21 protein-coding genes are annotated in these 21,601 nt (G+C 67.0%); 4 read left to right on the forward strand and 17 right to left on the reverse strand.

What is annotated here, in order from left to right; all coding sequences use genetic code 11:
* Positions 1–37: 37 nt before the first annotated feature.
* From MU558_RS13910 to cobN, 4 genes are read right to left on the reverse strand one after another with little or no spacing between them, the layout of a single operon-like run.
* Entirely contained in the window at positions 38–1,351 is a 1,314-nt protein-coding gene (locus MU558_RS13910) for a cobyrinic acid a,c-diamide synthase (RefSeq protein WP_246967146.1), read from the reverse strand.
* Positions 1,348–2,142: a cobalt-precorrin-7 (C(5))-methyltransferase gene (locus MU558_RS13915; protein ID WP_246967149.1), complete on the reverse strand. Its 795-nt coding sequence runs from the start codon at positions 2,140–2,142 to the stop codon at positions 1,348–1,350. The genes MU558_RS13910 and MU558_RS13915 overlap by 4 nt, the downstream gene beginning before the upstream one ends.
* On the reverse strand, positions 2,139–2,891 hold the full coding sequence (locus MU558_RS13920) for a precorrin-8X methylmutase (RefSeq protein ID WP_246967152.1): 753 nt from the start codon (positions 2,889–2,891) through the stop codon (positions 2,139–2,141). Before MU558_RS13920 ends, MU558_RS13915 begins: the two co-directional genes overlap by 4 nt.
* Entirely contained in the window at positions 2,884–6,762 is a 3,879-nt protein-coding gene (gene cobN, locus MU558_RS13925) for a cobaltochelatase subunit CobN (RefSeq protein WP_246967155.1), read from the reverse strand. Before cobN ends, MU558_RS13920 begins: the two co-directional genes overlap by 8 nt.
* Before the next feature lie 49 nt (positions 6,763–6,811).
* Here cobN and MU558_RS13930 point away from each other — a divergent pair, with 49 nt between their 5' ends.
* The 3 genes from MU558_RS13930 (at position 6,812) to MU558_RS13940 (ending at position 9,791) form a co-directional block, all read left to right on the forward strand.
* A complete protein-coding gene (locus MU558_RS13930; RefSeq protein ID WP_246967158.1) occupies positions 6,812–8,974 on the forward strand; it encodes an ATP-binding protein in 2,163 nt (720 codons plus the stop codon).
* 78 nt (positions 8,975–9,052) lie between these two features.
* A complete protein-coding gene (locus MU558_RS13935) occupies positions 9,053–9,334 on the forward strand; it encodes an AbrB/MazE/SpoVT family DNA-binding domain-containing protein (protein WP_246967161.1) in 282 nt (93 codons plus the stop codon).
* Positions 9,327–9,791 carry a type II toxin-antitoxin system VapC family toxin gene (locus MU558_RS13940; protein WP_246967164.1) on the forward strand — a complete coding sequence of 155 codons (465 nt, stop codon included), beginning with the start codon at positions 9,327–9,329 and terminating at the stop codon, positions 9,789–9,791. The genes MU558_RS13935 and MU558_RS13940 overlap by 8 nt, the downstream gene beginning before the upstream one ends.
* Positions 9,792–9,830: 39 nt before the next feature.
* Here MU558_RS13940 and MU558_RS13945 read toward each other — a convergent pair whose 3' ends face one another.
* The 13 genes from MU558_RS13945 to cobA all read right to left on the reverse strand — a co-directional run bounded on the left by MU558_RS13945 (position 9,831) and on the right by cobA (position 20,706).
* The gene (locus MU558_RS13945) at positions 9,831–11,108 is read right to left on the reverse strand and encodes an outer membrane protein assembly factor BamB family protein (protein WP_246967167.1); all 1,278 of its coding nucleotides are present in this window, start codon (positions 11,106–11,108) and stop codon (positions 9,831–9,833) included.
* Positions 11,109–11,110: 2 nt separating this feature from the next.
* Positions 11,111–11,488, reverse strand: a complete 378-nt coding sequence (locus MU558_RS13950) for a DUF3209 family protein (RefSeq protein WP_246967170.1) — start codon at positions 11,486–11,488, stop codon at positions 11,111–11,113.
* A 39-nt stretch (positions 11,489–11,527) separates the two neighbouring features.
* Positions 11,528–12,760: a CbiX/SirB N-terminal domain-containing protein gene (locus tag MU558_RS13955; protein ID WP_246967173.1), complete on the reverse strand. Its 1,233-nt coding sequence runs from the start codon at positions 12,758–12,760 to the stop codon at positions 11,528–11,530.
* Positions 12,757–13,440 (reverse strand): cobalamin biosynthesis protein, encoded by a 684-nt coding sequence (locus MU558_RS13960; protein ID WP_246967176.1) that lies wholly within the window; start codon positions 13,438–13,440, stop codon positions 12,757–12,759. The genes MU558_RS13955 and MU558_RS13960 overlap by 4 nt, the downstream gene beginning before the upstream one ends.
* Positions 13,437–13,709 carry a ferredoxin gene (locus MU558_RS13965; protein WP_246967178.1) on the reverse strand — a complete coding sequence of 91 codons (273 nt, stop codon included), beginning with the start codon at positions 13,707–13,709 and terminating at the stop codon, positions 13,437–13,439. Before MU558_RS13965 ends, MU558_RS13960 begins: the two co-directional genes overlap by 4 nt.
* Positions 13,710–13,733: 24 nt before the next feature.
* A complete protein-coding gene (gene cobJ, locus MU558_RS13970) occupies positions 13,734–14,771 on the reverse strand; it encodes a precorrin-3B C(17)-methyltransferase (protein ID WP_246967181.1) in 1,038 nt (345 codons plus the stop codon).
* A 2-nt stretch (positions 14,772–14,773) separates the two neighbouring features.
* On the reverse strand, positions 14,774–15,619 hold the full coding sequence (locus tag MU558_RS13975; RefSeq protein ID WP_246967184.1) for a precorrin-3B C(17)-methyltransferase: 846 nt from the start codon (positions 15,617–15,619) through the stop codon (positions 14,774–14,776).
* Entirely contained in the window at positions 15,616–16,590 is a 975-nt protein-coding gene (cbiG, locus tag MU558_RS13980) for a cobalt-precorrin 5A hydrolase (protein ID WP_246967187.1), read from the reverse strand. The genes MU558_RS13975 and cbiG overlap by 4 nt, the downstream gene beginning before the upstream one ends.
* Positions 16,591–16,829: 239 nt before the next feature.
* On the reverse strand, positions 16,830–17,678 hold the full coding sequence (locus MU558_RS13985) for a cobalt-precorrin-4/precorrin-4 C(11)-methyltransferase (protein ID WP_246967190.1): 849 nt from the start codon (positions 17,676–17,678) through the stop codon (positions 16,830–16,832).
* Entirely contained in the window at positions 17,675–18,439 is a 765-nt protein-coding gene (locus MU558_RS13990; protein WP_246967194.1) for a cobalt-factor II C(20)-methyltransferase, read from the reverse strand. Before MU558_RS13990 ends, MU558_RS13985 begins: the two co-directional genes overlap by 4 nt.
* On the reverse strand, positions 18,436–18,993 hold the full coding sequence (cbiT, locus tag MU558_RS13995) for a precorrin-6Y C5,15-methyltransferase (decarboxylating) subunit CbiT (RefSeq protein WP_246967197.1): 558 nt from the start codon (positions 18,991–18,993) through the stop codon (positions 18,436–18,438). The genes MU558_RS13990 and cbiT overlap by 4 nt, the downstream gene beginning before the upstream one ends.
* A 111-nt stretch (positions 18,994–19,104) precedes the next feature.
* A complete protein-coding gene (locus MU558_RS14000) occupies positions 19,105–19,728 on the reverse strand; it encodes a precorrin-2 dehydrogenase/sirohydrochlorin ferrochelatase family protein (protein WP_246967200.1) in 624 nt (207 codons plus the stop codon).
* Positions 19,729–19,737: 9 nt separating this feature from the next.
* On the reverse strand, positions 19,738–20,706 hold the full coding sequence (cobA, locus tag MU558_RS14005) for a uroporphyrinogen-III C-methyltransferase (protein ID WP_246967202.1): 969 nt from the start codon (positions 20,704–20,706) through the stop codon (positions 19,738–19,740).
* Positions 20,707–20,832: 126 nt separating this feature from the next.
* On the opposite strand from cobA, the gene MU558_RS14010 reads away from it, so the two are divergent.
* Positions 20,833–21,522 (forward strand): triose-phosphate isomerase, encoded by a 690-nt coding sequence (locus tag MU558_RS14010; protein WP_246967216.1) that lies wholly within the window; start codon positions 20,833–20,835, stop codon positions 21,520–21,522.
* Positions 21,523–21,601: the final 79 nt, after the last annotated feature.

Genomic DNA, 21,601 nt, shown 5'->3' on the forward strand with positions numbered 1-21,601 from the left:
GGTCAGCGTATGGTGTCGGTCGGTTTCGTATCGTCGATTACAACTGCTCGAGGAATCGGTCGAACGCTCCGCTCTCGGCGTGGACGTGCGTGTAGGTTCCAAGCGAGTCGTACTCGGTCAGGCCGTCGTGGTCGCCGTCGATGCCGTCGCCACGGACGGTCTCGAAGGCGAACCGGGCGTCGGCGTCGACGTCGGCACTCGAGTAGTGGAACTCGTGGCCACGAATTCGCTCGCCTGCGTCGGCCGTCAGCGTTCCGTCGATGGCCTCGAGTTCGACGTGGTCGAGTGCGCGATAGCGGTCGTGCATAGTCACGTCGGCGGGCAAGATGGCGGCCATCTCGTGGCTGTCGCCGTCGGCCGTCGTCAGCGACCGGGACATCGCCATCAACCCACCACACTCCCCGAGGACCGGCAGACCCTCGCTCGCCAGTCGGCCCAGTTCCTCGAGCGTTCCCGACGACTCGAGGCCGGCTGCGTGCAGTTCAGGGTAGCCGCCGGGCAGGTAGACGCCGTCACAGTCGGGGACGGGGTCGCCCGCGACCGGCGAGAACGTCACCACGTCGGCCCGGTCGCGGAACCGTTCGAGCGTCGCCGGATACCGGAAGCAGAAGGCGGCGTCGCTGGCGACGGCGACTCGAGTGGCGACGTCGGCACTCTCCTCGAGCGGCGCGTCGGGAACCGTCGCCTCGCTGGCGGCGGCGGCCAGCCGGTCGATCTCGAGCGTTTCGGCGGCCTCCGAAAGCGCTTCCTCGGGAAGCGGGGCCTCCTCGCCCATGTGGAGCCCGAGGTGGCGGTCCGGTATCTCGAGGTCCGAGTTCGGCGGAATCCGGCCAAAGTACTCGAGATCCTTCGGGAGGGCGTCGTGAATCCCCGCCTCGTGGCGGCCGCCGTGAGCGCGCTGGGCGACGACTCCGGCGACCTCGACGTCGCGGCCGATTTCGTCGGCGTACTCGCGAAAGCCGAGCGCGGTCGCCGCGACGCTCTCCATGCCGGCTTTCGCGTCGACCACGAGGACGACCGGCAGCTCGAGCGTCTCGGCGACCATCGCCGTGCTCGAGCCGTCGCCGTCGTACAGGCCCATCACGCCCTCGACGACGCAGATATCGCCCTCGCCCCGAGAGTAGTTACGCCGGAGGCCGTCTTCGCCTTCGAGCCAGAGGTCGAGCGTCCGGGAGGGACGGCCGGCGACCGCCTCGTGGTGACTCGGATCGATGAAGTCAGGCCCGGCTTTTGCGGGCTGGACCGCGTAGCCCGCGTCCTCGAGCGCCTTGGCGATCGCGAGCGTCGCGACGGTCTTGCCGACGCCCGAACTGGTACCGCCGAGGACGAATCCCGGTGGGCCGCCGCTCATTCGATCTCGACCTCCCGACGAACCGCGAGCACCACCAGGTCGGAGAAGGGCGTCTCCGCTTTCCCGTCGCCGCCGGCGTGTTCGACGAGTTCCCCGAGCGTGAATCGGTAGACCCGTTCGTCGTCGTGGGTCAGCTTCTCGAGTACCAGCGCCTCGAGGTTCGGATCCGCGTCGTGCTCGAGCAGAAATTCGGCGACGTCTCCGGGCATGACGTCGTATGGCCGGGGCAGGACGAGCAGGTGGCGCTGGCCGACAGCCGAAGCGAGCCGTTCCATGTCAGCCTCGAGGTCGCCGCTTTTGTGCAGCGTGACGAACTCCGAGTCCTCTTTCGGCGTCCTCGCGCGGCTCGCAGCCACTTGCAGCGAGGAGATTCCGGGGATCACCCGCACCGGGATTTCGGGGTCCTCGCGCTCGACTGCGTCCTGGACCTTCCCGACGAACTGGTAGCCCGAGTGGTTGGGATCGCCCATCGCCACGGCGGTTCCTGACTCGCCGTTCGCGACGCGTTCGGCGAACTCGGCGAGAGCCTCTGCCTCGTCCTCGTACCCGCAGGTCAGCAGGTCGGCGTCGGTACACTCAGCGACGAACTCGACGACGGTCGAAAAGCCGACGACGACGTCCGCCTCGCGGATGGCACGCTCGCCACGCGGGGTGAGGTACTCGAGGTTCCCGGGTCCGACGCCGACGGCGTAGACGGGGTCGTCGGCCGCTTCGTCGATGTCCGGTTCCGACTGGGCCGCGGCGAACGTCGCCGGGTCGGGCCCGCTCTCGAGGTCGTACTCGTCGCTCATCGCTCCTCCTCGTCGCCCGCTCGAGTCGCGGCCGTCTGCGATAGCTCGAGTGCGTCCGTCCGGACGTCTTTCGCGACGTGGATCAGTTCGTTCGTCAGCGCCGCGGCGAGGCCGCTGCCGCCGCGTCGGCCGACGTTGGTGATCGCCGGCACGCCGTAGACTTCACTGACCTCGCGGATGCGCTTTCGGCTCTCCTCGGCTTTGACGAAACCGACGGGGGTCGCGACGACGGCCGCCGGTCTGGTCCCGTTCTCGATACAGTCGGCCAGCGCGAACGCGGCCGTCGGCGCGTTTCCGACAACGGCGATCGCGCCGTCGTAGATCCCCTCCCTGTCGAGTTCGAGCACGCCCGCTGCGGTCCGGGTCATCCCCGTCTCCTTCGCGAGTTCGGCCCCGTGGCCGATCGCCTTGCGTTTCGCACAGTCGTGGCCCCGCCCGGTGATCCCCGCCTGGGGCATCGTGATGTCCGTGACGACGTTCGCTTCCTCGAGGACCGCTCGCGCGCCTGCCCGGATCGGGGCGTCCTCGTCGTCCCCGAGGTAGTCTTCGCCGGTAAAGCGGAGCAGATGCTGGAACTCGATGTCACCCATCGAGTGGACCGACTTCTGGCGGATGCGGTCGGCGAGCGTCTCGTCGGGGACGAACTGGCGGACGATGTCCATGCTCGTCTCGGCGATCTCCATCGCTTCCTGCGTCGTCGCGCCCAGGTCGGCGTACTCTTTCTCGTACTCACCGTCGGTTTCAGTCATCGTTGGTCACCTCCGCAACCTCGTTGGTCGTTCGTGCTTCCAGGTCTCCCTCCACGGAGAGGTTGATGTCCCGGAGTCTGTCCTCTAGCTCCTCGCTCGCGTCCCAGAGGCCCCGATCGATGGCCTCGAGCAGCGTCGCGGTGATCGACTCGAGCGCCCACGGATTGACGTCGCGCATCCACTTCTGACGATCCTCGTCGAAGGCGTAGGCCTCGGCGACGTCCTCCCAGAGCCGGTCGCTGATGACGCCCGTGGTGGCGTCCCAGCCCAGCGTGACGTCGACCGTCGTCGAGAGGTCGCCCGCACCCTTGTAGCTGTGCTCCTCCATGGAGTCGAGCCAGTCGGGGTTGAGCACGCGGGCGCGCATCGCCTTGCGGACTTTCTCCTCGTTGGTGTAGACCGAGACGTCGTCCGGATCGCTCGAGTCGCCGACGTAGGAGGCCGGCTCCTCGCCAGAGACCTCCGCAACGGCGGAGATGAAGCCGCCGTGGAACGCGTACCAGTCCGAGGAGTCGAACTCGTCCTGTTCTGCCGTGTCCTCGATCTTCACGGTGGCGTCGACGCTCGAGAGCCGACGCTCGAAGGCGTCGTGGGCGTCGGAGACCCGCCCGCGCGACCCCATCGCGTAACCGCCCCACTGGACGTAGACGTCCGCGAGGTCCGCACGGTCCTCCCAGTTGCCCTCGTCGACGGCCTTGTTCGTCCCGGCACCGTAGCCGCCGGGTTTCGTGGTGAAGACCCGGTCCATGACGGCGTCGCGGGCGTCTTTCTCCTCGAGGCCGTCGTCTGCGAGTTCGGCGGCTTCCTCCTCGACGTGCTTTTTCACGTAGTTCAACTCCGTCGGCTCGTCGAGGTCGACCACCGCGTCGACGGCGTCGTGGATCACGCCCGCAGCGGCGGGGAAGGCGTCGCGGAACAGTCCCGAAACCCGGGTGGTCACGTCAATCCGCGGGCGGTCGAGTTCCTCGAGCGGAATGGGCTCGACGTCGTCGATCCGGCCCGCGTCGGTCCAGACGGGTTCGACGCCCATCATCGCGAGCACCTGGGCGATGGTTTCCCCGCGGGTTCGGATCGTGGGGGTCCCCCACGCGACGACGCCGATCTCCTCGGGGTACTCGTCGTTTTCAGTGTGGTGGCGCTCGAGGACGCCCTCCGCCACCTCCCGGCCGACTTGCCAGGCGGCTTTCGCCGGCACCTTCCGGGGATCGATCGTGTAGAAGTTCCGCGCGGTCGGCAGCAGGTCGACGCCGCCGCGGGTGGGTGCGCCAGAGCCACCCGGCGGGACGTACTCGCCCTCGAGGGCGTCCGCGGTGCGTGGAATCTCGTCTTCGGCTCCGTGGACGCGCGGGGCGGCTTCCTCGCAGATGAACTCGAGCACCTCCCGAAGGTCGTCGTGTGCACCCGGTTTCGCGCGCGCGTCGCCGATCGTCTCGAGGTCGACGATGAGCAGGTTGATGTTCACTTCGTCCTCGGGCCCCCCCTCCAACTCGGAGACGGGGACGTCGAAGTCGTGTTCCGCGAGTGTCTCGATTAACTCGACGCTTTGCTCGTAGACGACGTCGGCGGCCTCGGCGTAGGTCATGTCCAGATCCTCGTCGTACTTGCCGGGCGACTCGAGCATTTTGTCGTAGTCGACGCCGAGTGCGCCCGCCACGCTCTCGCGCAGGCTCGGCGCGCCGGGGTTCTCGAGACGGGTAAGTGCGACCAGATACTCGACCAGTCGCTCGCCTTCCGGCGGCTCACTCATCGTGTGCAGGCCCATCCGGATCTGGGTGGTCTTGACGTCGGTGAGGTACTCGTGGATGCGTTCGACGAGTTCGTCGATGTCGGCCTCGTCGCCGTCCACGTCACCCTCCGCGAGCGTCGAGCCGGCCTCGTCGGGTCCTCGGACATCGGCTTTTTCATCTATCGAACCCGCAACGCCGAGTTCGACGGCCAGGTCGAGCTCTTCGACTTTCTCTCGAATGAGGGCCTCGAGCTGTGCGCCCTCGTCGGCGCGAGCGTCTTCCATTCCCGCCTCGCGGTACTCGCTGGCGAGGTCCTCGAGTTCGGCGAGGTCGTCGTAAGTCCCCGCCGCCCGCATCACGGGCGTGAGGTAGTCGACGATGGCGGCGTACGACCGGCGTTTCGCCTGGGTCCCCTCACCGGGGTTGTTGACGATGTAGGGGTAGACGTTCGGCAGGTCCGAAACGAGCGCGTCGGGGGCGCTCTCGCCGTTCAGCCCGACGGTCTTGCCAGGGAGCCACTCGAGGCTACCGTGGGTGCCCAGGTGGACGACTGCGTCGGCCTCGTAGCTCTCGCGCAGCCAGGCGTAGAAGGCGTAGTAGTCGTGTGGGGGTTGCAGATCGGAGTCGTGGTAGACCTTCGAGGGGTCCATGCCGAAGCCACGCGGGGGCTGGACCGTCACGAGCACGTTCCCACACTCCACGCCGGGAATGGCGAACGGTCGCTCGGGCGGTTCGCCCCACTCCTCGACGACGTTCTCGCGAAAGCCCTCGTCGGCCGTCTCGAACCACTCGAGGTACTGCTTCGGCGAGACCACGTCGACGCTCAACTCGCGGACGTCCTCGGGGGCCACCCAGCGGTCCTCGAGCGTGAGTTGCGACGTCAACGCGTCGATCAACTCCGCACCGTCCTCGGGCCGATCCTCGAGTCTGTATCCACGCTCTTCGAGTTCCTCGAGCAGGTTGACCGTGCTCTCGGGGCTGTCCAGCCCAAAGGCGGTGCCGATGCCGTCGTCGCTTGGCGGATAGTTGTGGAGGACGACGACGACCTTTTTGTCCTCGTTGGGCGTGTGTCGAAGCGTCGCCCAGTTGACTGCGAGGCTCGCGACGTGTTCGATCCGATCCTCGATCGGGAAGTGCTGTTTGGGCGCGCTGCCGATCCCGGCCTCGTCGTCGGTGCGTTCCTTCCCGCTGATCGGATGGGTGATGACGTTGCCGTCGAACTCCGGCAGCGCGACCGAGAGGGCCAGTTCGAAGCCCATCACGCCCGTGTCACTCGCCTGGTAGCGCGAGCGCGAGCGCATCGTCGTGATCGCCTGGAGGATCGGGACGTCAAGTTCCTCGAGGAAAATCTCGTCCGTACGACCCTCGTCGCTGGCCGACCGGCCGCGCTCGCTCATCCCGAGCGAGAACATAAAGGAACTCACGACGGCGTCGACGATCGGCCCGTCCTCGTCGCTGAACCAGTTTCGCGCGACCCACTCGGCGTTCTCCTGGCCCTCCTCGTCGGTCGCGGGGTTACAGAACGCCGGCAGGACGTTCACGCCCTTTTCCTCGAGTTCGCTCACGAGCGCGTCGACGTACCGCGTGTTGGCGTGCGTCCAGTGGGACTCGTAGAACCAGACGCCGATCGTCGGTTCGTCGGGATCGTGGGTCTCGAGCAGTTCCTCGTACTCCACCGCGGGATAATCGGGGTGGTAGACGCCCTCGGTCGGCAGCTCGACGGGGTCGTCGTACGCGCCGTCGTAGTCGCCGTACTCCGTGGCGAGGTAGCGACAGCAGTGCTCGAGGTTGACGACGCCGCCCCGCTCTAAGTACTCGTAGACTCGCTCGCGATCCTCCGCGGAAACCGTCGTGTCCTCGAGCGCGTAGGCGTCGCCCGTCGCCTTCACGACCAGCGGAACGCCGGCCTCCTCGAGTCGCGCGGTCGCCACGTCGTAGCCGGGCATGCTCTCTTCGGCCCCGTGCAGCCAGAAAACCGCCGCGTCGACCGACTCGAGTTCGGCGACGAACGTCTCGATTCCCGTCTCCGATTCGAGGTCACTCTCCGACCGGACGACGAGGTCGATCTCCTCGAGTCGTCCTGCCGCCTGCTGTATCGCACCTAACTCGTTTTCGGTCGCCGTGTACAACCCGATTGTCGGCATTATTTAGTAAAGCATTATTTCTCTACTACAAATAAGGTTTCATATCGACATGGTGCGTCACCGAACACCGTTTCCGGCGATCGTCGGGCAAGAAGAGCTGAAACGAGCGTTGTTAGCCGTCGCAGTGGACGACGGGTTAGACGGGATACTCGTCCAGGGAGAGAAGGGGACGGCCAAGTCGACGGCCGTCCGAGGGCTGGTCGACCTCCTTCCAGAGCAGCGGGCCGTCTCCGACTGTCCCTACGGCTGTCCGCCCGACGACCCCGGCCGACAGTGCTCACACTGCCGTTCTCGGGACAATCCGCCGGTCGAGCGCCGGCCGGTCCCGCTCGTGACGCTCCCGCTCGGGGCGACCCGCGAACGCGTCGTGGGAACGCTGTCGGTGGCCGACGCCCTCGAGGGCGACGCCGAGTTCGACCCCGGCCTCCTCGCGCGTGCGAATCGTGGCATCCTCTACGTCGACGAGGTGAACCTGCTCGAGGACCACCTCGTGGACGTGATCCTCGATGCGGCCGCAAGCGGCGTCAACCGCGTCGAGCGCGACGGCGTGAGCGTCACCCACCCCGCCGAGTTCACGCTCGTCGGCACGATGAACCCCGAGGAGGGTGACCTGCGACCACAGCTCCGGGATCGCTTCGCACTCCAGGCGACGGTCGTCGGCTGTCGCGACCTCGAGGACCGCGTGGAGATCATCGACCGCGCACTCGCGTCTCGCGAGAAGCCCGAGACGTTCCGTGAGCGCTACGCCGACGAGACCGACCGACTTCGTGAGCGACTGCTCGAGGCCCGGAGGTTGCTCGAGGACGTGTCCCTCCCCAGCGATTTCAAACGCGACATCGCAGAGCTCTGCCTCGAGGCGGGCGTCGACGGCCACCGGGCGGACGTCGCCATCGCCCGCACGGCCCGCACGCTCGCCGCGATCGACGGCCGGCGGAAGGTCATCGAGCCCGACGTACAGGAGGCCGCGCGGCTCGCGCTCCCCCACCGAATGCAGAGCCGGCCCTTCGAGGACGCCCCCGATCCGGAGGACGTACTCGAGGACCATTTCGACGACGAGGGCGGGAGCGACGATGGGGAAGGCGACGATGGGGAAGGCGACGAGAAGAACGCGGGCGGGGACGCGAGCGACGAGGGCGAAGACGGGTCGGACGCCGACGACGAATCGCCGGACGACGTGGATGGCGGGAACGGAACCGAGAAAGAGAACGAGGGCGGCGAAGACGGACCGGACGACCACGGTGCCGACGACGATGACGACGAAGACGGTCCAGGCGGCGGAGCCGACTCGAGTTCTACCTCGAGCCCGGATTCAGACGAGAACGAGCGAGACCACGGCGAGTCGGAGAACGACGGCGACGGCGGCGATGGCGGGGACGGCGACGAGAAGGACGAGGCAACCCCGCTTGTCCCCGGCCAGCGACGGGCCGAGATCGGCGCCGCCGCGGCCCCGTCGGTCGAGGACGTCGACGCCGAGTCGACCGCGCCGGGAGGGGGGTCTCGAGCGATCGTCGAAGCGACAGAGGGCGGCCGCGGGACGCGGGTACGGACCGAGCGCGCGCCGGACGGCGAGTCGGTCGACGCGGCAGCCTCGATCCGTGCAGCCGCCACGGAGGGACGCACCCGCGTCGAGGAGGACGACCTCCGGACGTCGGTGCGGCGCTCTCGAGCGGGCTCCCTGATCGTCTTCGTCGTCGACGCCAGCGCCTCGATGCGCCCGGCGATGGCCGAAGCCAAGGGGACAGTCATGTCCCTCCTGCAAGACGCTTACGAGCAACGTGACGAGGTGGCGTTCGTAGCCGTCGCTGGCGAGAAGGCAGAAGTCGTCCTGCCCCCCACCGACAGCGTGACCCTCGCCGCCCGCCACCTGAAGGAACTCCCGACCGGCGATCGGACGCCGCTTCCCTCAGGTCTCGAGAAAGCGACCCGGCTCGTGACTCGAGCGGACGCGGACGCGAGCCTCGTGGTCGTCGTGACCGACGGCCGGGCGAACGTCGCCGAAGGGAGCCCGACGGTCAAGACCCGGGAGGCGGCCAGTCGGCTGGCTCAAGCCGACTGTGAGACCGTGGTCGTCGATGCGAGCGACGACGACCGGACGGGACTCGTCGGCGTCCTCGAAGCCGAGACCGGCGGTCGACGGATTCCCCTGTCGGCGCTCTCGGCCGAACGGGTGGCCGAAACCGTGGCAACCGTCCAAGGTCACGAGGGCACGTAATCGGAGCCAAACGGTCGGTCCGCTCGTGCTCGGGGGAGGTCCACAACGGTTATTCTCGTTCCCACACTATGTGGGAACATGCCGACGGTAGACTCGAAGGGACGGATCGTGCTCCCGAAGGAAGTGCGCGAGCGGCTCGGAATCGAGCCCGGGACCGAAGTAGCGGTCCAGGAGGAAGACGGCAAGGCTATCGTCGAACCGGAGACGGATCCCGATCGAATTATCGAGCGGATGGAATCGCTCGTCGAGGACGCTGCCGCCGAACGAGAACCACGGGACTACGACGACCTCGACGTGTACGCTCGAGACCACGCGGATACCGTCCGCCAGGGGGCCCGCAGGTCGGATCGAGATGAGTAGTGACGGACCATACCTCTTCGACGTCGGCGTGATCGCGCTCGCGCACGCTGGCACGCCCGTAAGCGAGTCCGCACTCACCTACGTTCGGGACGCGATCAGAGGGGAGATCGATGGGGTAATCCCGTATCCGGCACTCGTCGATGCCCACCACGTCCTGTCGTCGTACTACGGCTTCTCGAACGAGCGCGCGTCGGACCTCATGGAGAATCTGATGGACGCGAAACGCATTCACTGGCACGACGAGATGCCAGAGTCGCTCGTCCGCTCGGGATTCACGCTGTCCAGTGAACTGAACGTCGAAGGGTGGGACGGCTACTACGCCCAGGTCGCTCTCGCCGAGAGCGTCGAGACGATCCTGACGCTCGACGACGACTTCGAAGACGTGGACGGCGTCGCGACCGAGGTCGTCCTCACCCCTGACGAGTTCGCCACGCTGAACGACTACCTCGAGTATTGACGATTCGAGTCCGAAGCGGTGAAGTCGGCGTCGGGCCGATCAGCGGCTCGATCCGTCGAGTCGCCACGTGTGAAGCCGGTATTCCCCGCGAGTAACGCCCTCGTCGTGATACTCGACTGGTTCTTCGATCACCGCGAGCCGACCCTCGCTGAGGTCACCGGCGCTCGAGATCCCCTCGATCGGGTGGGTCTCGAGCGGCCCCGTCGCGGCCTCGAGTACGTGCACGGCGTGAGTCTCTGCGTCCCGCTCGCGGAAGTTCTGAGCGGAAGGGATCGCCACGAGGCCGTCGGAGGCGGAGATGCAGCGGGCGAACCCACGGACGTCGTGACTCCAGGCGACTTCGCCCTCGAGGTCAACAGCGAAGGCCGTGTGCTCGTTCGGGTGGCGACCGTCGGGGTCGCGGGTCCCCTCGGCGAAGGTGTTCCCGGTCACGAAGACCGCCGTCCCGTTGGCGACGGCGACGTGGTTCGGGTAGGCGTAGAGGGTCTCTCCCTCGAGGTCACGTTCACTCGCGAGGTCGACGCGCCAGACCTCCCCGCAGTTGTCGTCGAGGAGGTAGCCGTGTTTGTCCCCATGGCTGGCGACGACGATTCCCTCGTCGGTGAAAGCCACGTCGCCGACGCGACGCTCGCCCGGCGTTCCGGGGTCCCAGTTCGCGAGTTCGTCGCCGGTCTCGAGGTCCAGCACCACGAGGCCGTGGTCGTGATCGTGGTTGTCGGGACAGCGGTTGTACGCCACGGCGACCCGGTCGTCGTCGACGGCGACGGCGATGGGTGAGGCCTGGTCGTCGTAGGCCCACCGGAGGCCGCCCTCGAGGTCGAAGCCGTAGACGACGCTCGACCAGTACTGCACGTCGCCGTCGCGTTCGTACCGGCGTGCGGCGGCGACGATCGTCTCGCCGGCGATCCGGACGTCGACGACGAAGGGTTGGGCAAAGAAGGTCTCCCGTGCTGGCGGGCCGACGTCCTCGGCGGTGACGTACTCCCACAGGAGGTCGCCGGTTTCACTCGAGAAGACGCGGATCCGCCCCTCGGGACCGCGTTCGCCGACCACGAGGAGGTTATCGGTGGCGTCCATCGAGACGACGTAGCGCTCCTCGTCGCCGTCGACGGACCAGCGTTCTTCGGCCTCGTTCTCGAGGTCGTAGGCGATCACGCGCCCGTCCGCGAGGCCGGCGAAGACGGTCTCATCGCGGACGGCGACCGCCGACCGACGCCAGTTGTGTCTGCTCGCTGCCGAACCGAGGTCGCCGAGTGACAGGCACGTCTCGCCCTCGAGTATCCCGTCGCTGTCCTCGACGCTCAGCGTATCGTTCATCCTCACTCCTCTACCGGAAACGCCTCGTGGAGCGTGTAGTGGGTCTCACCCAGGTCCTCGAGGAGGCCGTCGGTTCGCTCTCGGAGCCGGCGAATCCGCTGTTCGGCGTCCCGCACGGCGACAACCCGTCCACGAAGGTACGCCCCGTGGGGCTCACTCGAATCGGCGTCGGACGCTTTTTCCTCCAGGTCGACCAGCGCCGCGTCGAGGTGACGGCCGATCTCGTCGAGGTTCTCGGCGTTCGCCAGCGCGGCGATCGGCCCCTCGTCCTCGAGGGCGTCGCCGATCTCTGCTTTGGCGTGTTGCTCGATGCTCTCGTCGACGGTTCCGTTCACGTTCATCAGTGCGAGTCTCAGCGCTTCGAGTTCTGCGCAAGCCATTGTCGTATTGTCTCGTTGGTTCGTTCTGTGGTCCTACAGCTACAGCGTCTGCTGGACCAGGTCGGAAACGATGCGGTCCCGTTCTAAGTGGGACGAAACGATGCGTTCTGTATCCTCGGGCGTGACGCCGCCGTACCAGATCCCGTCGGGGTAGACGGCGACCATCGGTCCGTCGCCACACTGACCGAGACAGGAACTGCGGGTGATGTGGACGTCACACTCCTCCGCGTCGCGGGCTTCTTGACGGAGGCGCTCTAAGACGGTCGTCGCGCCACTCGCCGCACAGGTCTGGTTGGTACAGACGGCGACGTGGTTCTCCGGGGCGTCGTGGACGTGTGGGTCGTCGCCGACGTCCTCGCGGTCTTCGTGTTCGGCCTGGTGGACGAGCGAGCGAAGCATTGCCCGAGCCCCGCCCTGGTCGTCCTCGTAGCCGTCGAGTTCGACCTTGTACTTGCACGTGTCACAGGACATCTCGACGCCGTCGGCTCTGGCCTCCCGGAAACGATCGGCGAGCACCTTGACGATCCGTTCGTCCGTGCCGAGCGGATCGCCCGCCCCCGCGGCCACGTAGGGGTACTCTGCGTCGAAGTCGTCGGCCCGGTTCCGGATTCGTTGCGTCAAGACGCCGTCGCCGAGCATGTAGGGCAACACGACGACTGCGTCGGGTCGGTTCTTCGCGACGGTGTGGAGCGCGTCCTCGAGTCGGGGCTCCGTCACCCCGATGAAGGCCGTCTCGACCCGCGTAAACTGCCGGCCCTCGTAGAGCAACCGGGCGAGTTTGTGGGCGTCCGCGTTGGCGTCCGGATCGCTCGAGCCCCGGGCACAGACCACGACCGCGACGTCGTCGTCATCGCGGTCGACGCCGATCCCCTTCTCGACGGCGCGGGCCCGTTCGTCGAGCAACTCGACGAGCGCGGGGTGGACCCCGAGGTGGGCTCCGCAGTGCAGCGTCAGGTCGTCGTATCGCGCTCGAGCGGTCTGCACTGCGAGCGGCACGTCGTTTTTCACGTGGCTCGCGCCGAACAGCGACAGCGGCACGACCGAGAGGTGCGCACAGGTCGGTGCGACCCCCTCGATCGCCTCGGTGATCGACGGCTCGGCGAGCTCGAGGTAGGCGACGTCGACCGGAACACCGACGCGCTCTTCGAGCATCACTGCGAGCTCTCGGACCTGCTCGTTCGACTTCTCCCGGCGGGAGCCGTGACCGACCACGAGGACGGCGTCGTCCTCGAGTGCGTCCCCGACCTCCCGCTCCCCGTTCTGGACGCTCATACGTTTTCAGCCTGTTCGATACTCCGCCGAAGCTTCCGTCGCCGACTCGGAGCGTACAGCCCGGTTTCCTCGCTCTCGTTGTAGACCCACTCACCGAAGTCGGGGACTGCCGCGTCCTCGAGACCGAACCAGTAGCCACCCGAGGAGGTCTCCGCGATCTCGCCCGTCGGCGCATCGACGGGACAGGACTCGAGGAGGTCGTCGATCACCTCGAGCAATCCGCGGTCGTCGGCGACGAACGAGATGCCGACCGTGCCGCTCGAGGACTTGAAACAGACAGTGCCACAGCCCTCGAGTAGCCCGCGCAGGAGTTCCCGCCAGTGGCTCGAGAAGGCCGAAAAGCGGTAGTTCCCACGGCCGTCGACCGGCAACCCGAGCGGGCCGCTCTGGCCGTACAGTTCGGAGCCGTCGATCGAGACCGTGTACTCCTCTTCGGTCCGGGTGATCGAGGCGTCGTGGGCGTACTCGCGGGTGGTCGTTTCGCGCTCGAGGTCGGCAAAGTCGCCGCCAGCGATGGCAGCCAGCGTTTCGGCGGAGGTCTCGTCGTTGGTGACGACCTCGAGTCCCTCGTCTGTGACCTCACCGCTGCCAGCGACGTGGCCCCAGAAATACGCCGTCGCGTGGTGGCCGGCGAGCAAGTCGGCCGGGGGTTCGAGCTCGAGCGCGTCCTCGCCGCTCATTCGCCCACCTCCCGGACCTCGATCGCGTCGAGCGGACAGGCCTGGGCGGCCTTCTTCGTGTCCTCGATCCGGTCGTCGTCGAAGGTGGCGACGACCCGGCCGTCATCGACCGTAACGGTCTCCTCACCCGTCGCGTCGTATATCGGATCGGCGTCGGGATCGATCGTCGCCAGGCCGTCCTCGTCCTCGACGAATCGCGGGTCGCGGGTCAGGCAGGCGAAGATGCCGTCGCAGGCCTCCTTCTCGAGGCTGACTTCGTATGTGGGCATGGTGTGTTGGGTTCGATTGCGGCTTCAGTAGTCGTACTTCGTCTCGTAACCACGCGGGGTGACCATCCGGTCGTCCCAGACGTAGGTCTCCTCGTTGCCGACGACGATCGTCGTCGTCATGTCGATGAGTTCGCTTTCACCCAGGTCCTCGAGTTCGCCGAGTTCGGTGATCATCACCTGCTCGTCCTCCCGACCCGCGGCGTGGACGATCCCGACGGGCGTGTCGGGATCCCGATGCGTGAGGAGGATCTCACAGGCTTTCTCGAAGTTCTCCCGGCGCTTGCGGCTCCAGGGGTTGTAGATCGTGATGGTGAAGCTCTCCTTGGCCGCAGCGTGGAGTCGGGACTCGATCTCGGGCATCGGCACGAGGTGGTCCGAGAGCGAGATCGAGACGGTGTCGTTCACGAGGGGGGCACCCAGGCGGGCCGCACACGACTGTGCGGCCGGGACGCCCGGGACGACCTCGAAGTCGACCATCGAGGCCGTCGCGCCCTTCGACTCGAGGATCTCGAGTGCGAGCCCCGCGAGCGCGTAGACGTTCGGATCGCCGCTGCCGACGATCGCCACGTCGTTGCCCGCGAGCGTGCGGTCGACTGATTCCTCGGTCCGGGAGACTTCGCCGCACATCGGCGTGTCGTAGATGTCCTTTGCCTCCTCGGTGATCTCGTCAGGGATCAGATCGATGTAGGTCGTGTAGCCGACGATGTGCTCGGCCTCGAGCAACGCCTCGCGGGCGCGCTGGGTCATCCCCTCCGGGTGGCCGGGACCGAGGCCGACGGCGGTCAGTTTGCCGGGTTCGCCGTCGAAGTCCTCGACCGTCGCGCCGACTTTCTCCTCGGTTTTCTCCTTCTTGCTCGAGGCACCGCACTTCGAGCCCGAAGCGGAACTCGAACTGGAACTCGAACTCGAGCCTCCACATTTCGAGGACGAGGAACTCGAGTCGCTCGAGCTCGAGCCGCCGCAGTTCGAGCCGGAACCGCTCGAGACCTCGCTATCGGTCGCGCCACACTTGGAAGTCGATTCGCCAGCGTCCGTGGATTCAGAGTCGGTGTCAGTGCTCATGGTCAGAAGTCGTCGACGTCACGCCCGCCACGCGGGGTGACGAGGTACGTTCGATCGTCGTTGCTCCAGGTTTCGGTCTCGTGGTTGCCGATGATCAGCGAGGTGCCCATCCCCGAGACCTTGTCGTCGTGATCGGCAGCCTCGCCGAGGGTGGTGATGAACTGGCTCTCGCCGTTGCGACCGGCATCCTCGCGGCCGGCGTCGTTGACGATTGCCACGTAGGCGTCGTCGGTGCGTTCCTCGCGGACGATCTCGACCGCTCGCTCGTAGTTGCGCCAGCAGTTGTACAGCACGATCACGAAGTCGCTGATCGCGGCCGCGCGCAGTTTCTCCTCGATCTCGTCCCAGCCGCGCCACTTGTCCGACAGCGAGACCGTACAGAAGTCGTTACACAGTGGCGCGCCGACGTTGGCCGCCCCGCCGAGCGCCGCCGTCATGCCGGGGACGACCTCGATCGGCACGTCCGTCGCGTCCTCCTCCTCTGCCATCTTGAAGATGAGGTCGGACTTGCCGTACACCGACGGATCGCCGCCGGAGACGTGGGCCACGTCCCCGCCCGCACGAACGCGCTCGAACGCCTCGCGGGCGAGTTCGATCTGGCGGCCCATCGACGAGCGGACGATCTCCTGCTCGCTGCCGTCCTCACGGACCGCGACGCCGTCCTCGTCGACCGCGTCCTCGGGCGGCAGCGTACCGTCCTCGCGCAGGAACTCCTGGTAGAGGTTCGAGGCGATGACGCAGTCGACCGTCTCGATCACGTCCTTGGCCTGCTTGGTCATATGGTCGGGCAGGCCCGGTCCGATGCCGACGACGTAGAGGGTGCCGTGCTCGTCGGGCGTTCCACTCATCGGCCGATCGCCACCGTTACCTCGTCCTCGTAGCTCAGTTTCTCGAGCACGAGCTCCTGCTCGCGTCCGCCAGCGATAGCGGAAGCCTCCGAGACGCCGGGCCAGCCGATCAGTTCCTTGGACTTCGAGGGGGTCGGCCCCTCGTGGGCGAGCAGCGTCTCCCTGTCGAAGGCGACGACGCCGAGGCCGAGTTCGTCGGCGGCCTCGAGTAACCCATCTTCGTCTTCCTTGCGGGTCGCCGTCGCGACGAACTCGACGTCCTCTCTGTCGTACTCCGTCCCCTCGAGGGCGGTTTCCCAGGCCTCGAGAAAGGTCTCTTTTTTCGCCCCGGAGACGCTGCCGGTACCGATGACGACGCCGTCGTCTTTGTTACGCTTGAGCACCGTCACGTCGTCGCCGACGAGCACGGCCTTCGGGCCGTCCAGCCTGGCGACGGGTCCGAGTTCGTCGTCGAGCACCGCGAGGTTCGTCGCCACAGTCGAGTCGCCGTTGACGACGTGGAGATCCATCGCCTTCGCGCGGGCCTCGACGCCCTGCTTGCCCGCCGCCTCCGAGGCCGTGGTCATCGCTGGGATCGCGCCCAGTTTGGCGAGATCCTTCGCGACCTGGTTCGCGCCGTGGTGGCCACCCGTGATCGGGATCGCCCAGGTCAACTCCTCGTCGATGACGACGATCGCCGGGTCGTCCCACTTGTCCTCGAGCAAGCCCGCGGTCTTTCTCATCGCGATGCCGCTGGCCATCAGCCCGACGAAACAGTCGTACTCGCCCCAGTACTCCTCGAAGACGTCTGTGTGGTACTCGAGGACGTCGATGGACTCGTAGCTGTCGCCGATGCCCTCGACGATCTCCTCGGCGGTGTCCATCTTCCGCCCGAAGGCGACGATGGCGATCTCTTCCGCTACCTCGCCGTCGCTGTCGGGCGTCTTGCAGTGTCCTGATCCGTCTTCCGAATCGTTCGTGTCAGTACTCATCGTTCACCTCCGAATTGTCGATCGTTCCACGATCGAATCGCGAACCTATCCAGCCACTCGAGTCGGCACCCCGACCAACCATCCCGGGTGGGAATGAAAGGGGCCGGGCCGCTCGACGAACCCCGGCGACGCAAGCACTGCACCGAACGAAGTGAGGGAAGCGCACAGCGAGCCGCGGGAGTCGAGCGGCCCGGGGGCTTTCACCCTCTCGTTGACTCCGTGTTGCACTACCGGTCATCTCAGTCCGAACACCCCTCTTCTGTCTCTTCACTATCGTTCGAACCACGGTTGGCCCAGTCGCCGTAGAGGTACGACCGCTCGTAGCCCGCGCCGGTGACGGCCTCGCCGATCAGCACCAGGGCCGAGGCCCGATACCCTGCTTTTTCGACCTCGTCCGCGATCGTCCCGATCGTCCCCGTGATGACGTCCTCGTCCGGCCAGGAGGCGTGGTAGACCACCGCGACGGGGATCTCGGGGTCGTGGCCCTCGGCGAGCAACCGGTCCATCGTCTCCCGCACCGCGTGGGTGCCGAGGTAGATGCAGGTCGTCACGTCGCCCATCCCGACGAAGTCACTGATGTGGTCCTCGTCTTCGGTCAGGGTCTTGCCCTGCGGGCGGGTAAAGGCAACGTGGTTCGCGACCTCGTTCAGCGTGAGCTGGGTGCCGAGGGTCGCACTCGCCGCGAACGAGGAAGTGACGCCGGGGACGAAGTACGTCGGCACGTCCTCGGCCTTCAGGGCGTCCATCTGCTCGAGTGCGGCCCCGTAGATCGCGGGGTCGCCGCTGTGCAGCCGGACGACCGCCCGTCCCTCGTGGTAGGCGTCGGCCATCAGTGGGACGAGTTCCTCGAGGTCCTTGCCGACGGAGTTCACCAGTTCAGCGTCCGCACAGTACTCCTCCAGAAGCTCGCTGTTGACCAGCGATCCGGCGTGGACCACGAGGTCTGCCGTCTCGAGCAGTTCCTTCCCCGTCACGGTCAGCAAGCCGGGATCGCCGGGGCCGGCCCCGACGAAGGGGATGCCCTCGCGGACGTCGCCGGCGGTGTACCGGTCCTCGGCGTCCGCAGCGTCGGCGTCTGCACCGCTCATGCTGTCCCCTCCGCGTTCGCCTCGGCCTCGTCGGTGTCGGCGCTCGCATCGCCGTCAGCATCCGAATCCGCGGCTTCGCCGTCGAACTCCGCGGTCGCCAGGTCGCGCTCGAGGTCGCACTTCTCGGCGTACGCGAGCGTGTAGTAGTCGCGCTCTGCGATCTCCTCGGGATCGTCCGTGACGACCGTCTCGCCCTGTTCCATGAACAGTCGCCGACCGAAACGGACGTCGTAGCCCGCCTCGGTCAGTCTCTCGTACGTGGTCGGCGCGTCGGTGACCTTGAACAGGATCAGCCGATCGGGACCCGTGGGTGCTGCCCCGTTGGCCGCCTCCCGCAGCGCCAGTCCCGTCCCGGATTCGACCTCGACACCGAGTGCCGTCGCGAAGGCGGTCATCGCGCTCACGCCGGGGACGACCTCGAGGTCCACCTCGGGGTGGAACGTCTCGAGCGTACGGCGAAGATGGCCGAACGTCGAGTAGACGTTGGGGTCGCCGAGCGTGACGAACGCCACGTCCTCCTCGCGCGCTTCGTCGGCCACCTCCGCGGCGGCCTCCTTCCAGGCGCGTCGAAGCTCGTCGGGATCGCGCGTCATCGGGAAGTCGAGATCGCCGATCTTCGAGTCGTCGACGTGCTCGAGTGCGACCGATCGCGAGAGGCGACCGGGGGAGTAGACGGTCTCGACGGACTCGAGGACGCGTTTGCCTTTCACCGTCACCAGCTCAGAATCGCCAGGGCCGAGACCGACGCCGTAGACGGTCACGCCAACCCCTCCGCGTCCCGGCGGCCGACGATCACGTACACCGGATTCTGTGAGTCGAAACTCGTCGCGCCGACGAGTTCGTAGCCGTGGCTCACCTGCAACTGGACGACTTCCTCCAAGATCCCGCGTTCGCGGAAGGCCTCGACGGCCCGGCCGGCGACCTCGAGTCGGGCGACGTTCATCACGATCCGGTCGACGTCCGTCTCGACGGCGTGGTCGAGGACGGCCTCGAAGTTGCGGCTGCCGCCGACGAACAGGGCGTCTGCGTCCGCGGGCAGTCCCTCGGGCGCTTCGGCCTCCTGCAGCGTAACGGCCGCGTCGTACTCGTTGGCCGCGAGATTCTTCTCTGTGACCTCGAGGCGTTCGGGTTTGCGCTCGACGGCGGTCACGCGCTCGACCCGTCGGGCCGCCTCGATGGTAACCGAGCCGGTACAGGAGCCGACGTCGACGACGTGGTCGGACTGTCGAAGATCGAGTTTCTCGAGCGACACCGCCCGGACCTCCGGTTTCGTTGGTCCTGCCTTCGCATCGTGTGGGAGCGCCACCTGGGGCATTATCCGTACAGTTCGACCGACCCCTAAAAACAATTTTGTTTGTATTATCGAAAGCTGTATTTCACACCTGTCGTTGCACTACCCCAACCGGAGTTTCATTCGGCCCCTCAGTCACTCGAGGCTCTCGACGAGGTCCAACGCACACGCTTTCGCGTCCTCGTGGCGGCCGTCCTCGAGGTGCTCCCAGACCTCCTCGTCCTCGAGGACGCGCCAGAGTGCCCGGCGGCGTTCGCCCAAAGACGACTCATCTGCGGCCTGCAACTCCTCGCGCAGATCTGCCTGGAGTGCAACCATCGGATCGGCGCGCTCGAGTAGCGGCTCGATCTGCTGTCGGAGGTACTTCGACGTGGCGGGACTTGCCCCCCGGGTCGAGATGGCGATCGTGATCCGATCCGATTCGGCCCGACTGGGGGTCACGACGTCGCCGCGTTCGTCGACCCGGTTTACCAGACAGTCAGCTTCTCGGGCTGCTGCAGCCACAGCGTCGTTGAGCCTTCCGTCGTCGGTCGCCGGCACGACGAGGAAGGCGTCGGCGACGACCTCTGGGGCGTCTTCGGCCTCGAGCGTTCGACGGATCAGTTCACACTCGAGGTCGTCGAATCCGTCGGCGAACTCGGGGGCAACGGCCGTCACGTCGGCTTCCTCGGCGAACGTCCGAGCTTTCCGGAGAGCGACGGAGCCACCGCCGACGACGACCACCGACCGGCCCTCGAAGTCGTGAAAGAGCGGGAGCATCGAATCGATTCAGGCGGGTTCGAAGGGGACGAGTTCCGACTCGATCTCGTCCCGGATCGCAGCTACGTCGCCGATGACCGCAGTCGCGGGCGGCTCCACGTTCTCTCTTTCGACCCGGTCGACGATCGTCTCGAGGGTCCCCCGGACGACGTGCTGGTCCTCCCAGGTCGCCTTCTGGACGATCGCGACGGATTTCTGGCCGCAAACGCCGTGTGTGCGCAAGGCCGTCACGTTCCGCTCGAGGGTCCGTACGCCCATGAGGATGACTAACGTCCCGCCGCTTTCGACTGCCGCAGCGATCGCGTCCCAGTCGAGGGCGCTCTCGTCTTTCTCGGGCGTCTCGTGACCGGTGATGACGGTAAAGCGCGAGGCGACGTCGCGGTGGGTGAGCGGAACGCCGGCGACCCCCGGTGCGGCGAGTACGCTCGAGACACCGGGAACGATCTGAAACGGAACGCCGTGGTCGGTCAAGTGCTGGGCTTCCTCCCCGCCGCGGCCGAAGACGAACGGGTCACCGCCTTTCAGTCGGACGACGGCGTCGCCGGCCGACGCGCGTTCGACGAGGAGGTCGTTGATCTCTGCCTGGGGGGTCTTGTACTCGACGCGTTTGCCGACGTCGACGATCTCGGCGGTAGCGGGCAGACTCTCGAGTAACGTCTCGCGGACGAGCGCGTCGTGGAAGATGACGTCCGCGGTCTCGATCAGCCAGCGCGCCCGTACTGTCAGCAGGTCGGGGTCGCCAGGGCCGGCCCCGATCAGGTACACCGTGCCCGACGAGGCACGCGACCGGTCCGGAATCGACGACGGCGACGGAACGCCGACGGACGCCAGATCGCGTTCGCCACCGGACGGTGACTGCGTTTTTCGCGTCGCGAGTCCCTGCGCCCGCGCCGACGTGCGATCGTCGGTATCGTCGTCTCCGGGCGACGTGCGCGGATCGTCCGTGCTCGTCGATCCGCGAGCGGTGTCGTCCTCCATCGCCAACCAATCGAAGTTGCAGTAACTTCAATATAGTTGTATTCGTCTCGGGCGGCTGCCGACCGTCCTCGCCCTCGTCGATCGCAACAGGACAGTTAGGATACTCCACCGAGTAGCCGTTCGCAGATGGGACTCGAGTATCCACACTTCCTGGTGAACTACAAGGTGTACGACGGCACCGCGGGTGAAGACGGCCTGGCGCTCGCGCGAACGCTCGAGGCAGTCACAGAAGCGACCGGCAGGACGTTCGCTGTCGCACCGCAGACGCCAGACGTTCGGCTCGTCGCCGAAGCGACGTCGCTTCCCGTCGTGGCGCAGTCCGTCGACGCGATGGAACCGGGCCGCGGTAACGGGCGCATCTCGATCCAGGCGCTCGCGGCCGCGGGTGCCGACGGCGTCCTCGTCAACCACCCCGAGAACCGGGCGACGCTCGAGGAGGTCAAACAGACCGTCGCCCGGTGTGGCGAGTTCGGCCTCGAGTCGATCGTCTGCGTCGACGGCCGCGAGATGGGCGAGGCGGCGCTCGCCTTCGACCCCGACTGTCTCCTCCTGGAGAAACCCGAGGACGTCGCGACCGGTCGCGCGATCACCCGGACGCACCCGGAACTCGTCGAGGAGTTCGTCGCGATGGTCGACGACCGAAACCCGCGGACGAAGGTGCTCGTCGGCGGCGGGATCAGTTCGGCCGACGACGTCGCGCGAGCGTTCGACCTCGGCGCAGACGCGGCAGGTGCGGCCTCCGCCGTCCTCGAGGCGAGCGACAGACGCGCGTGGCTCACCGCCGTCGCCGAGGACATGCCGCGACGACTCGAGTGACGTCCTCGAGAGCGGTATCCAGAACGGACGGACGTCCCCGATCCGACGCCGGCGACGGTTCTGGACCGAAGCGATTTTG

This window comes from Natribaculum luteum (assembly GCF_023008545.1).
GTDB classification, from domain to species: Archaea; Halobacteriota; Halobacteria; order Halobacteriales; family Natrialbaceae; genus Natribaculum; species Natribaculum luteum.